Here is a 12,954-nt window from a genome sequence, read left to right on the forward strand (position 1 = left end):
AGCGCGGGAGAGACTATTCCCAGAATAGCTCCAACTTGTCTCCACTTTTCAATTCTGTCTGGAAGTTGGCTTGTTCGCCGTTGACGAGCATGACGAATCCGGAGATACTCTCACGGTCGGGCTTTTCCAAGGAAACATCGACAAAACGGAAGACATCGCTAAACACAGGTGTAGTCGCAGGTGAGGATTTTACCGTGATGTCGGCACCTTCGCTCACAGGATCAGAGGCATTCGCCGCTTTTCCGTCTACCGTTATCGTTACTTGTGCGACAGGCAATTCGACTCGTTCACCATTGAAGTGTACGATCATTGTCTCCTGTACCCATTCTTCCAAGGGAATGACATCTTGTATGGAAGGGGCGGGGACTTCATCCAGCCGATAGACGAGGACATCTCCTTGCCGGACGAGATCTGTCAAAGCCGCTAGTCTTCCGTTCAGCTCGATCACCTCGATACGGGACGGAATCGAATAATCTTGTCCATTCACGGAAAAACGCAAGCCCGATTCCGCCGACGTTTTCAGTCCAGCGAGCTCCAGTACTTCATAGACAGTGCGCGGAAGACGGATGTCCACCTCGGCACGATCAGTGATCAAGGTATCGAGAGTAGCAACCGCTCCATTAACATGTACGACTGGACCGAGCGAATAGGGACGGTCATTGCAGATCACTTCAAGCGTGTCCAGCTCATCGAATAAATCTTTGGCAAACACACGTGCATCATCGCCATTTGTACCTGCCACTACAGTGATTTGGTCTCCGTCATTGATTGGCGTGTCGAGACTGACGCCCTCCCCGTTGCGCTCAATCACCGGCGCCGTACCGTGACCACCCGGAATCATTTTCATCCGTCCGTTTACCGTGACAGTCATCGCCAATCCGGGGCGACCATACAGACGGCGGATATCCAGTCCGGATGCAATGAGGGCATCACCCAACGTCATTTTTCGCAGATCGAATATGCGCACAGGAGCATCATTGACCGTAACGGTTACATAGCGCAACGGGTGACGGCGCGCAGCAACAGCAATACCGACCGGCGTTACGAACTCAGGTCCACTGAGCGCAGGATTGTCTCCGACGTACTGTTTGATCGCATCGCCGCCTCTAACGGCAACACGGGCGGCAGGAATATTTAAGACCTGAGCAACTTTTCCGGTAAGCCCAGGGGTGAGGCTGCCGCCGCCGATCAGCATGACAGCTTGGGGAGCTTTTCCGTTGAGCTCCAATATTTTGAAGGCAATTTTATCGGCGAGTTGCTGGATGTCTGCCTCAATCGCACTCGTTACCTCAGAAGCGCTCAGCGTATGCTCCATTCCGAGAATGTCCGTGAAGGTGACGGACTCCTCGGTGGATAAGAGACGCTTCACCTCTTCTGCCATCGGAAAATCCATGAGAAAGGCATTCATGAGCGCATCCGTGATTTCATCGCCTGCAACGGGCACCATGCCGTAGGCGGTAATTGCCCCTTCCTCAGTCAACGCTACGTCAGAAGTACCTGCCCCAATGTCCACTAAGGCGATATTCAGTCGGCGCATCGTCACAGGAATCAGGACATTGATCGCCGCAATAGGCTCAAGCGTCAATGCCTGCATTTCCAGATCGCATCGTTTCAGTGCTGCGATCAGCGAGTCGACAACCACACGTGGAAGGAAGGTTGCGATCACATCTGTGCTTGCTATGTCACCCCGCTGGTCGATCAGACTCCCGATCAACTCTCCGTCCAGATGGTAATGGACGACGCTGTAACCCACGCAATAATAGCGGGTGACGTCTTGATCCTTTAGCTCCTGGGCTAATGCGGCTTGAGCCTCCTGTACAGCGGAAAACTCCAAAGCGACAACATCTTCACGCGAAATGAAGGCATGTCTGGCTAACGGCATGTCCACACGCACACGGCGGGTGCGCAATGACCGACCGGCAGCAGCGACCGCTACTTGATGCAGCTTGCCATATTTCCCCTCCAGCTCTTCTTTTATTTGTTGAATCACCTTAGCTACGGCGACGATATCGTGAATTTGCCCATCGAGCATGGAGCGTTCATCGTGCTCTCGAATTGCGCAGTCCAATACACGGTACTGCTCGCCGGTCGTTTCCACGATCAGGCCGACGACGCTGCGCGTTCCAATATCTAATGAAAAAATAAGCTCAGGGGCTGTGATGTCAGACAAATGTAGGTCACTCCTTGTAAGAGGTTGTTCATGAAGTCTTTACAATACTTATCGGTGATTTTGGTCTGTATCGGAAAGGAACAATCACTTTTAGCTAGAACATATATCCAAAACTATTCGATTTGAAAGGAAAGAATCCTGTCGAATCAAGGAATCTTCTTCGTTTTGACGAATAATTGGAAAAGATAAAAAAACAGAAAAAATTTACTTTCGCGCTTTTTGGCGCTAAACTGCTGACAAGGGTGTTTGAATCGATTATAATTACCCTAATTTATCGATAAATCCCTATATAAAAAGAGGAGAGTGGAGAGAGATGGCACACGATCAAATCGAAACTATGCGTAAGCGGATAGACGAGATCAACCTGCAAATTCTTGAATTGATCAACAAACGAGCTACCTTGGTTCAAGAGCTCGGCAAAGAAAAAGAAAAACAGGGCAGCAACCGTTTTGACCCAGAGCGTGAGCGCCAAATGCTCAATCTGCTCGTTGAAAACAATAAAGGTCCTTTCAATGACAATGCTATTCGTCATTTGTTCAAGCAAATTTTCCAAGTTTCTTTAGATCTGCAAGACGATGATAAGAAAAAAGTACTCCTCGTCAGCCGTAAGAAACAGGCAGAGGATACGGTTATCACGGTAAAAGGCGTAGAGTTCGGAGGGAAAAATCCGATCCTCATCGCAGGTCCTTGCTCCGTGGAAAGCTACGAGCAAGTAAGAGCAGTAGCAGAAAACCACGCAAAACGCGGCCTGCGCACACTGCGCGGCGGCGCGTACAAGCCTCGTACTTCGCCATACGACTTCCAGGGTCTCGGTGAAGAGGGCTTGCAAATTCTCAAGCGCATCGGGGATGAATTCAACCTCGTAACGATCAGTGAAATCGTGACGCCAGCAGATCTTGAGATGGCGACGAAATACATCGATGTCATCCAAATCGGTGCTCGCAATATGCAAAACTTCGAGCTGCTGAAGGCGGCAGGTCGTGTGAACAAGCCGATCCTCTTGAAGCGTGGCCTCTCTGCTACGATTGAAGAGTTCATCTACGCGGCAGAGTACATCCTGTCCGAAGGGAACACACAAGTCATGCTGTGCGAGCGTGGAATCCGCACGTATGAAAAAGCGACACGCAATACGCTCGATATTTCTGCTGTACCACTCCTCAAGCAGGAGACGCACTTGCCGGTGTTTGTAGACGTGACGCACTCTACAGGCCGCCGTGATCTGCTCTTGCCTTGCGCGAAAGCAGGTTTCGCAGTCGGCTCTGACGGAATCATGGTAGAGGTTCACCCAGATCCAGATGTGGCACTGTCTGATGCGAAGCAACAGTTGAACATTCCACAGTTCAATGAGTTCGTTGATGAACTGCTCGCTTCTGGCCTGTACAAAGGCGAGATTGTGGCAACGAGAGCATAAGAATACCTTTCGGGTATCTTTTAAGGGTCCTTCCTGCGCGCGGGAGGACCTTTCTCATTTGACGAACCATTGGCGACCAAGTAAGCTAGAATTACGTGCTGATATTGGTGAAGGAGGATAGGCCATATGGAAGACAACCATCAATGCTGCTCGACTGATCGGTCCACTGAAAGACCTGATAAAATCAAGTCGAATCTCATCTCCCGTCTGAATCGGGTAGAGGGACAGGTTCGTGGAATTCGCGGAATGGTAGAAAAGGATGTCTACTGCGACGACATTCTCAATCAAATTGCGGCTGTGCAGTCCGCCCTGAATGCGGTTGGGAAAATGCTCCTCGAAGGACATATGAAAAGCTGTGTGATGGATCGCATTCAGCAAGGCGATCATGAAGTGATTGATGAGCTTTTGAAAACGATGAACAAACTCATGAAGTAACGGGTGCGCAAGCCGTCAAAAACGATTGCAACGGCATACGGCTTGTCGTATCATAGGTGCATATATTTATGAAAACGCTTATGAAAACCAAAAAATAGGGAAAGTGAGGGTGCATGATGCCGGTTACTATATACGACGTAGCAAGAGAAGCGGGGGTGTCGATGGCGACAGTTTCCCGCGTAGTCAACGGGAATCCCAACGTAAAGCCTTTGACCCGAAAAAAGGTATTGGCTGCGATTGAGCGCTTGGGATATCGACCAAATGCGGTTGCTCGTGGACTCGCTAGCAAAAAAACGACTACAGTTGGTGTCATCATCCCGGATATCTCCAGTTTGTTTTTCTCCGAATTGGCGCGAGGGATCGAAGATATCGCTACCATGTACAAATACAACATCATTCTGTGTAACTCTGACCAACGGATGGAAAAGGAATTACAGCTCATTAATACTTTGCTCGAAAAGCAGGTGGACGGGCTTCTGTTCCTGGGCGCAGAAATCAAAGAAGATCATTTGCAGGCATTAACAAGCACCTCCGTACCGACTGTACTCGCCGCGACTCGCGATGCGGATAACGTACTTCCGTCGGTTAGCATTGACCACTTCCAAGCCGCATATGATGCGACGGAAGCATTGGTTGCACGCGGGCACAAGCGCATTGCGATGATCGCAGGTCCTGCAAACGATCCATTGGCAGGGTTGATGCGCTATGAAGGCTATAAAAAGGCGTTGAAAGATGCGGGTATCGAGCTGGATGAAGAGCTGATTGCGACAGGCAACTATTTTTATGAATCCGGCTTGTCCACTACAAAAGCTTTTCTTGCTCTTAAAAATCCGCCGACGGCGATTTTTGCAGCAAATGATGAGATGGCCATTGGCGCGATCCATGCCATTCAAGATTCTGGCTTGAACGTGCCAGGTGACATCGAAGTCATTGGTCACGATAATATTCGTCTGGTTGAAATGGTACGTCCACGACTGACTTCTGTCGTACAGCCCATGTACGATATTGGTGCGGTGGCGATGCGCCTGTTGACCAAGTACATGAATAACGAAAATGTCGAAGAGCATGTCGTGCTGCTGCCGCATCGAATTGAGTATCGGGAGAGCACAAAACCCGATCAAGCCTGATCGGTAAAGGGACATAGGTAATTGACAGCAAGAGGGGGATGGGAAATGCGTTACGGAATTATCGGCGCGATGGATGAAGAAATCGCGCTTTACTTGGAAGCGATGCAAGAGACAACTACAGCCACCAAAGCAGGCATTACCTATTACACAGGTAAAATGGAAGGCAAGGATGTCGTGCTGTGCAAATCAGGTGTCGGCAAGGTGAATGCTGCCGTGACGACACAAATCCTCATCGATTCATTCCAAGTGGAACGTGTCATTTTCACAGGTGTAGCAGGAGCCGTTCACCCTGAATTAAATATTGGTGATATTGTAGTTTCGACGGATTGCATCCAACATGATATCGATGTGACACCACTTGGCTTTGAGCCAGGACAGATTCCGTTTACAGAGCAATGGACTTGGCAAGCGGATGCTGGGCTGATGCAGCAAGCGATCGATGCGGGCAAGGAGCTGGAAGCGGGAGTTCAAGTAGTGAGCGGGCGTATCTTGTCCGGTGACCAGTTTGTTGCCAGTCGGGAAAAGGTTCAATGGCTGTATGAGCAATTTGCAGCACACTGCACCGAAATGGAAGGGGCATCTGTTGGACAAGTATGTGCGATGAATGGCGTGCCGTTTGTCGTGGTTCGTTCGATGTCGGATAAAGCAGACGGCTCCGCGCATGTAAACTTCGTGGAATTTACCAAGCTGGCTTCCCAGCGCTCCTACGCGATTGTCCGTAATATGCTGACAGCAACACAAGCATCGACAACTGCCGGAGTGATTGTCTACTCGACGAAAAACTGTGTGGATTGCGACATGGTTAAGAATTGGCTGACAGCAAAAGGTGTTACCTTTGAAGTGCGCGATGTCATGACGAGTCGTGCCTATCAAGAAGAAGTGGAGCGCTTTGGCTTCATGGGTGTGCCTGTTACAGTCGTAGGTGATAAAGCTGTAAAAGGCTTTGCACCGTCTGAGCTGGAAGAGCTGGTGAAATAGAGTTTGGAATAGAAAAAGCGTGCTGACCAGTACCCAAAGGTACGAGGACAGGACGCTTTTTTTCTTACTTCTCTGATCCAGTAGGTGCGTACAGCATCGCACGTTCTAACGTAAGCCGATTTTTTTCCGTGATCTCTGCTCGTCGTGGGATTGTTGGGAATGGTTCGTCAAAAAGCCGAGGTGGCAAGGGCAAATCCGTCTCAGGCTGCCAGCGCTTGAGCCAGGCTTCGGGAAGATCACCGTCCGCAAGAGGCTGATCACTCATCTCACTCCATACCAGTGTCCACGCCCGTGGCACCACCCGCCAAATATCGTAACCCCCACCTCCTACTGCTATCCAACGACCGTCACAATATTCGTGAGCGAGACGGTGAGCAAGGCGAGGAATCGCTTGATAAATTTTCATCGAGCAAGACAAATGGGTGAGGGGGTCGTATGCATGAGCGTCACAACCATTTTGGGTCAGGATGACATCCGGCTTGAAGCCAGCCGCTAGCTTTGACACCAGCTCTTCATATACTTCCAGAAAAGAATCGTCTTCTGTGAAGGCATCCAGTGGAACGTTGACAGAATAACCGTAACCGCTTCCATCACCACGTTCAGACAAATTGCCTGTTCCCGGGAAGAGATACTTTCCTGTTTCGTGAATGGATACAGTCAATACATGAGGGTCATCGTAAAACGCCCACTGTACCCCATCCCCATGATGGGCATCAGTGTCGATATACAACACGCGCGCATTCCAGTTTTTTCGCAAATAAGCGATCGCGACGGAGCAATCATTGTAGATACAAAATCCGGAGGCGCGCCCACGAAAGGCATGGTGCAGTCCACCGGCGGGATTGAAGGCGTGTTCTGCCTGTCCACTCATAACCGCGTCCACTGCGTTTAACGTACCTCCGACGATCAGCGAGGACGCTTCATGCATGTTTGAAAAACAGGGAACATCCTCTGTTCCCAAGCCATAACTGGCTGCCTGCGGAAGCTCGTGTTCACTATGGCCCTGATCACGAACAAATTGGATATAGCGTGGGTCATGCACCAGGGCGAGTTCTTCATCTGTCGCCGGTCGGGGAGTCAGGATGTCTGAGTCTTGGAGTATTCCGTAACTGCTCATCAGATCGTGTGTGAGGAGCAGACGACGCTGGTTGAACGGATGATCATCATGAAAATAATATTGCGTGTAGTCTGGAGAGTAGATCAGACGAGCATTTCGGCTCACTGGGGTATCCCTCCTTCCGTAGGGCCGATTACGGAAAAGCCTTTTTCAAGGAGCAATTGCGTCACGATACGCGGATCAATGGTCTGTACCCGAAAAACAAGGTTCTTTTTCGCCGGCTTTTTCCCAGGAAAGACCACGACGCTCGTGACATTTACCTGTGCATCGCGAAACACTTGACTGACTTCTGCCAGCATGCCGACGCGGTCGTCTACTTCTACTTCGATATGGGAGCTAGGTTTGTTAACGCCGAAAAGTTCGATCAGGCTAGAGAAAAGATCCGATTCCGTGATCAATCCTACGAGCCGATTCCCTTCGACGATGGGTAGAGAGCCGATTTTGTGCTCGTATAGTTGGAGGGCTGCGTCTTCGATGAAATCCAGTGGATGGGCTGTGATGACTTGTTGATTCATGATATCGGCTACAGGCTTGTGCAGGACGGTGTCATCATCGTCATGTGTGAGCAGGCGAGAGGGGAGAGCGTCTCGCAGGTCGCGGTCCGAGACAATGCCTACGAGTGAGTCGTTTTCAATGACAGGCAAATGCCTGATTCTGTTTGCACGGAGGAGAAGAAGTGCTTCTCCGATTGTAGTGGAAGGCTGGATCGTGACAATTTTTTTCCGCATAATCTCTTCAATACGCATAAGAGTGACCTCCTGGAATCAAAAGGCATCCAAACTAGTAAAGAAAACGATTTTGAAACCGCATAGCATCAAAGGCAACGATTGTTTCTGGCGGTACACGCTTGCCGATTTTGGCCATTAGACAGTTGGCGGGATGTGAGCATATTTCCGGGTCGTCTGTCGCCATCCAGCTCAGGCCTGCGCTGCCCATGACCTTTTCCATGACCTTTCTGTATTGCCATACATCGAGTCCTGTTCCTTTCAGGTCCCAATGCCAATAATACTCCGTTGTAATAATGACGTAGTCTTCCATGGCGTCGTCCAAGAAGGCGACTTCCAGCAGCTTTTTGCCTACGCCACCTGCTCTCACTTTATGACTGATTTCAATCGCACCCAACTCCAGTAAATCGGGCAGTTGGGCTTGTGACCATCGCTCCAGTGGATCGGGGTGCAGAAAGGTCACGTAGCCGAGGACGAGGTCTCCTTCGCGTGCAATAATAATGCGCCCTTCAGGCAAATCAGCGATTTCGATGAGAGCTTCGTGTTGCTGTTCAGGGATACGAAAAGCTTTCAGTCCCTCATCAAAGCGTAATGAGGCTAGATAACTTCCTGTAATCGGTCCTTCGACGAGCAGCTCCTTGTTGTTCACCATTAGGCTCAATGAATGATAGCGTTTGACGTGCTCCATCAGTTCCCCCCCTTACGTTTGTAGAAAAACAGAGATGGCGTCTAACCATCTCTGTCAGTTGTCATTCCAGTTTATTCTGTGGTGTTGGCAGTTACGATGTTAGAATGTGGCGATTCTCCGTAACTGTTGACTGCGGTAATGTAATAGTTGCTGCCATTCGGTACTTCTGCCGCGTGTGTAAAGCTTGTGCTAGAGACAGTGCCGAGTAGCAAATAGCCGCTTGCTGAGTCAGGGCTGAAATATACGTTGTACATCTGCTCAGACGAGCTGCTTCCTTTCCACTTTAGCTGCCAACCGTTAGGTGTATTTTTGATAGACAAGGATTTTGGAGCAGCAGGTAGTGAAGTGGAATCTGTGTTTGTATTCGTGCCTCCTGATCCATCTGCTGGGTTCGTCTCCGTTCCGCCTGAATCTGTTTGACCATTCCCGTTATTGTTTATCGGATTCGGGATGCCTGTTTCCGAACCTTGATTTGGATCAGGCAACTGCCATGTCTGTGATGAACCGACAGAAGCGATTGCGGAAGGCTGCGATTCATGGCCGGCGATATCCACAGAAGTGACATAATAGCCTAAATCTCGATGGATTGCAGTCGTATCGGCAAAAGTCAATTCCGATGGATCTTTCACAGTCGCTACTTTGACAAAGCCGTTCTGAACATCAGCACGGTAGATGCGATAACCGACCAAGTCAGCTTCTTTGGCTGACTGCCACGTAAGCGTAACTTGCTTGCCTGAGCCTGTAGCTGTTACACCGCTTGGCGAAGATGGTGCGCCACCTGTCTCTGTGCGAGGATCTTCCCTGTCAGGCAGACGCTGCTCCCAATCTGGTGGTTGGGTGGCGACTCTGCTGTTTTTCGCTTGAATTTGCTCCTTGGTAGGAAGCGGATCAGGTGAGCGGTAGAAGACGCCTTCAGTAACAAAATCTTCAGGTGTCCCTTCCTTCGCCAAATACCGTTCGCCATTATAAGTAATGACGCGTGCTTTTTGGTGGGTATCGTCCACCTTCCTCGGAACGAATTTGCTGTTGAACAAATCAGTGATCAAATGGCCAGCTTCTTTCGAAAGCTCACTTGGCAAAAGACCTGATTTCGAGTCAACAGTCGCGCTGACAATTCCTGCCGGCTTTTTAAAGGTGGAATCAGGAGGTGAAAGGTTCGGATGCTTCGCAATGACATCCTTCATGACCTTACCCCATACGACCATCGGAACATATTTGTCCGCGTCTGGCATTGGATATGGCTCGTCAAAGCCAACCCATACCCCCATGGACAGCTCTGGCGTGTAACCGACGAAATAGAGGTCGTTGCTGTTGTTCGTTGTTCCGGTTTTACCTGCCACATCAACTTTGCGCGGCACGTATTTGCGGATGTGTGTGCCTGTACCGTTATTGACAACGGAACGCATCATATCCGTGATCAAGTATGCTGTTTGCTCGCTGTACACTTGCACTGGTTTAGTCTCATGTCGGTAAATGACTTTTCCGGTGCTATCTTCAATTCGGTCAATCAGATAGGCATCCACGAAAGAACCGTGATTTGCGAATGTCCCATAGGCGTTTGTAATTTCCTCAACAGTTGTTCCGTAGGTAAGACCGCCAATTACACCAGTTGCTGCATAGTTGTCAGCCTCTACCAATGTAGTGATTCCCATTTTCTTTACGTATTCGAGAGCCGTTGGAATGCCAACTTTCAAATACGTCTTGATCGCCGGAATGTTCCAGGACATCCGCAGCGCTTCGCGGGCACTCATCATCCCTTGCCATTTGTTGTTCCAGTTCTTAGGTAAATGAGAACCGTTCTGGCCGTCAGCGAGTAGCACGGGAGCATCATCGATTGGGGATGCTGGCTGGAGCAATCCCAGTTCAAAAGCAGGAGCATAAGCGGCAAGTGGCTTCATGGCCGAACCAGGCTGACGAGGTACAGTGGCGTGGTTTGTCTGTTCCACCTTGAAGTCACGTCCCCCGATCATGCCGAGGATGGCTCCTGTTTTGTTGTGAATCAGCATTGCGCCGACTTCTTCCAGAGCATTTTCGATTTTCTCTGTTTTGCCGTTAGAGCGGCGAATCGTATAGGTGCGATTCTTACCGAAGTTTTTCGGATCGGCTGCAACAGCCTGCATGATGTCATATACGCTCTTGTCGATTGTGGTATGTATTTTGTACCCTTTTCGCAGTATGTCGCGACGTTTCTCTTCAACGAGCTGTCGGTATTCGTTGCGGCCGATGGTTGATTTGTCTCGTCCTTTTTCCAAGAGGTCTGCATCCACAAGTTGACGTGCGGCACGATCTTCAATTTCCATCATCAAGAATGGTACTTCCCGATAAGCTTGCTGCGTCGGTTTTGCTAGCTGTGCCTTCAAATCACTGGCGAGAGCTCCATCGTATTGGGTTTGTGTGATGTAGCCATTTTCCAGCATGCGATCCAACACCATTTCTTGGCGTTCCTTCCCGCGCTGATAGCTTTCTGCACGGAACGGAGAGTAGGCACCTGGGTTTTGAATCATGCCCGCAAGATATGAGCCCTCAGCGAGCCCCAGCTCTTTTACATCTTTGCCAAAAATCCCTTTTGCGGCAGCCTGAACGCCGTATACGTTTGATCCGTTGGCGTTTTTTCCGAAGTAAATTTCGTTCATGTAGGCTTCCAGAATCTGATCTTTGGAAAACATGCGCTCGATTCGAATCGCGGTAAAGATTTCACGGGCCTTACGGGTGTGGCTAACTTCAGCAGAAAGGATTGTATTTTTTACAAGCTGCTGTGTAATCGTACTACCACCTGTGACGACAGGCTGGTTGGTAATTTCCTGAATCGCTCCGCGCATGGTAGATTGAAGCGAAACTCCAGAGTGGTGGTAGTAGGTTTTGTCTTCAGTTGCGATGATGGCATTAATCAAATAGGGAGAAACGTCTGCTTTCTTCACTAAACGTCGATCGCCTTCTTCGGCCCGCAATTGGCCAATCAGAGAGCCGTCGTTGTAGTAGGCGAATCCAGTCAGATAGTTGGTGAAGATTTTATTCTCCAGTTCCTCCTTGCTGCGCACAGGCTCGTCCTTCACGAGTGCGGCAACATAACCTGTCACGATTCCTCCCGCGACTGCAGCTCCCATAAGCCCTAGCACGAAGACGATTTGGAAGATGATCCAGAACGTTCTACCGCGGCTTCTGCGTCGCTTTTTCTTCGTCGGTTCAGAGGAAGATGTGTGGTTATTCGACATAATCTACGACCCCCTAGCATACCCCCTGATTATACCATACGAGGAACCTAGAGGATAGAAAATGCGCAGGAGATAGCAAAATGTGTCAAAAAACGTTGGAAGTTGTCAACGGCATGTGATTGATTGCGTTTTACAGACATTATTAAGCTTATAGAGTGGGATGAGAAAATAAATTTCATAGGAGGAGACAATTGAACACAGCAATCAGAAAGATGAATTCATCCGAGAGGTGTTGGAGCTGGAGAAAGCGTGGCGTAAAGCAAATACATAAAAAAAGAGCAGGCCGACAAGCGGCACTACTCTTTTTCTTTTTATCCTCAGACGATTAACGGCTGTAGAACTCAACGATCAGAACTTCGTTGATTTCAGCTGGCATTTCTTCACGGTCTGGCAGACGAGTGAAGGTACCTTCAGCAGCAGCATCGTTGAATGTAACGTAGTTCGGCAGGAAAGTGCGGCTTTCCAGAGCGTCCTTGATCAGTTGCAGACCACGGGACTTTTCACGAATGGAGATTACATCACCGGGTTGTACGCGGTAGGATGGGATGTTTACTTTTTTGCCGTTTACCAGGAAGTGACCATGGTTTACCAACTGACGAGCAGCTGGGCGAGTTGGAGCAAAGCCCATGCGATATACCAGGTTGTCCAGGCGGGATTCCAGCAATTTCATGAAGTTTTCGCCCACTACGCCAGCCATTTTGCTAGCATTGTCGAAAGTGCGGCGGAATTGTTTTTCGTTAAGGCCAAACATGTGGCGCAGTTTTTGCTTTTCTTGCAACTGGATTCCGTACTCGCTCAGTTTACGACGGTTGTTGTGACCGTGTTGACCTGGAGGGAAGTTGCGTTTGATGTCTTTTCCTGTACCATCGAGGGAAATACCCAGACGACGAGCTAGTTTGTGACGAGGTCCTGTGTAACGTGACATGTTTTCATTCTCCTTTAATATGGATTCGCAGGTGTTTACTTCCGGCAGGTTAGTTCCTACTTTATCTACACGAACTTCGGACGGTAGCGTTTCCGCATCGTGCTCCTCACAGATGATCAGCCGCAGTCTGTAAAGGGAGGGAACTAAGAGGGTACATCCTTCCGTT

Annotated in this window: 10 protein-coding genes; 4 read left to right on the forward strand and 6 right to left on the reverse strand. The window is 49.5% G+C overall.

Annotated elements, in window-relative coordinates:
- Positions 1-13: 13 nt before the first annotated feature.
- On the reverse strand, positions 14-2,170 hold the full coding sequence (locus KB186_RS14295; protein ID WP_221868160.1) for a cell division protein FtsA: 2,157 nt from the start codon (positions 2,168-2,170) through the stop codon (positions 14-16).
- A gap of 313 nt (positions 2,171-2,483) precedes the next feature.
- On the opposite strand from KB186_RS14295, the gene KB186_RS14300 reads away from it, so the two are divergent.
- The 4 genes from KB186_RS14300 (at position 2,484) to KB186_RS14315 (ending at position 6,121) form a co-directional block, all read left to right on the forward strand.
- Complete coding sequence (locus KB186_RS14300) at positions 2,484-3,581, forward strand: bifunctional 3-deoxy-7-phosphoheptulonate synthase/chorismate mutase (RefSeq protein ID WP_232773845.1); 1,098 nt, start codon at positions 2,484-2,486, stop codon at positions 3,579-3,581.
- A 126-nt stretch (positions 3,582-3,707) separates the two neighbouring features.
- Positions 3,708-4,016 carry a metal-sensitive transcriptional regulator gene (locus tag KB186_RS14305; RefSeq protein WP_007720961.1) on the forward strand — a complete coding sequence of 103 codons (309 nt, stop codon included), beginning with the start codon at positions 3,708-3,710 and terminating at the stop codon, positions 4,014-4,016.
- A gap of 116 nt (positions 4,017-4,132) precedes the next feature.
- Positions 4,133-5,143 carry a catabolite control protein A gene (ccpA, locus tag KB186_RS14310; RefSeq protein ID WP_173612394.1) on the forward strand — a complete coding sequence of 337 codons (1,011 nt, stop codon included), beginning with the start codon at positions 4,133-4,135 and terminating at the stop codon, positions 5,141-5,143.
- A 45-nt stretch (positions 5,144-5,188) separates the two neighbouring features.
- Positions 5,189-6,121 carry a 5'-methylthioadenosine/adenosylhomocysteine nucleosidase gene (locus tag KB186_RS14315; protein WP_173612386.1) on the forward strand — a complete coding sequence of 311 codons (933 nt, stop codon included), beginning with the start codon at positions 5,189-5,191 and terminating at the stop codon, positions 6,119-6,121.
- Between the two features lie 64 nt (positions 6,122-6,185).
- Here KB186_RS14315 and KB186_RS14320 read toward each other — a convergent pair whose 3' ends face one another.
- The 5 genes from KB186_RS14320 to rpsD all read right to left on the reverse strand — a co-directional run bounded on the left by KB186_RS14320 (position 6,186) and on the right by rpsD (position 12,788).
- Positions 6,186-7,343 (reverse strand): acetoin utilization protein AcuC, encoded by a 1,158-nt coding sequence (locus KB186_RS14320; protein ID WP_173612385.1) that lies wholly within the window; start codon positions 7,341-7,343, stop codon positions 6,186-6,188.
- Positions 7,340-7,984 (reverse strand): CBS and ACT domain-containing protein, encoded by a 645-nt coding sequence (locus KB186_RS14325; protein ID WP_173612384.1) that lies wholly within the window; start codon positions 7,982-7,984, stop codon positions 7,340-7,342. The genes KB186_RS14320 and KB186_RS14325 overlap by 4 nt, the downstream gene beginning before the upstream one ends.
- Positions 7,985-8,018: 34 nt before the next feature.
- Positions 8,019-8,651 carry an N-acetyltransferase gene (locus KB186_RS14330; RefSeq protein ID WP_173612383.1) on the reverse strand — a complete coding sequence of 211 codons (633 nt, stop codon included), beginning with the start codon at positions 8,649-8,651 and terminating at the stop codon, positions 8,019-8,021.
- Between the two features lie 71 nt (positions 8,652-8,722).
- Positions 8,723-11,863: a penicillin-binding protein 1A gene (locus tag KB186_RS14335; protein WP_221868161.1), complete on the reverse strand. Its 3,141-nt coding sequence runs from the start codon at positions 11,861-11,863 to the stop codon at positions 8,723-8,725.
- Positions 11,864-12,188: 325 nt separating this feature from the next.
- Positions 12,189-12,788: a 30S ribosomal protein S4 gene (gene rpsD / locus KB186_RS14340; RefSeq protein WP_016742106.1), complete on the reverse strand. Its 600-nt coding sequence runs from the start codon at positions 12,786-12,788 to the stop codon at positions 12,189-12,191.
- Positions 12,789-12,954: the final 166 nt, after the last annotated feature.

Origin of the sequence: Brevibacillus sp. AF8 (assembly GCF_021270385.1) — a bacterium.
In the GTDB taxonomy this organism is placed as follows: Bacteria; Bacillota; Bacilli; order Brevibacillales; family Brevibacillaceae; genus Brevibacillus.

Excerpts from the sequence above, each read along its gene's own strand:
- KB186_RS14300 (WP_232773845.1), top strand. The coding sequence starts at position 2,484 with ATGGCACACGATCAAATCGAAACTATGCGTAAGCGGATAGACGAGATC.
- KB186_RS14305 (WP_007720961.1), top strand. The coding sequence starts at position 3,708 with ATGGAAGACAACCATCAATGCTGCTCGACTGATCGGTCCACTGAAAGA.
- ccpA (WP_173612394.1), top strand. The coding sequence starts at position 4,133 with ATGCCGGTTACTATATACGACGTAGCAAGAGAAGCGGGGGTGTCGATG.
- KB186_RS14315 (WP_173612386.1), top strand. The coding sequence starts at position 5,189 with ATGCGTTACGGAATTATCGGCGCGATGGATGAAGAAATCGCGCTTTAC.
- KB186_RS14325 (WP_173612384.1), bottom strand. The coding sequence starts at position 7,984 with ATGCGTATTGAAGAGATTATGCGGAAAAAAATTGTCACGATCCAGCCT.
- KB186_RS14330 (WP_173612383.1), bottom strand. The coding sequence starts at position 8,651 with ATGGAGCACGTCAAACGCTATCATTCATTGAGCCTAATGGTGAACAAC.
- KB186_RS14335 (WP_221868161.1), bottom strand. The coding sequence starts at position 11,863 with ATGTCGAATAACCACACATCTTCCTCTGAACCGACGAAGAAAAAGCGA.
- rpsD (WP_016742106.1), bottom strand. The coding sequence starts at position 12,788 with ATGTCACGTTACACAGGACCTCGTCACAAACTAGCTCGTCGTCTGGGT.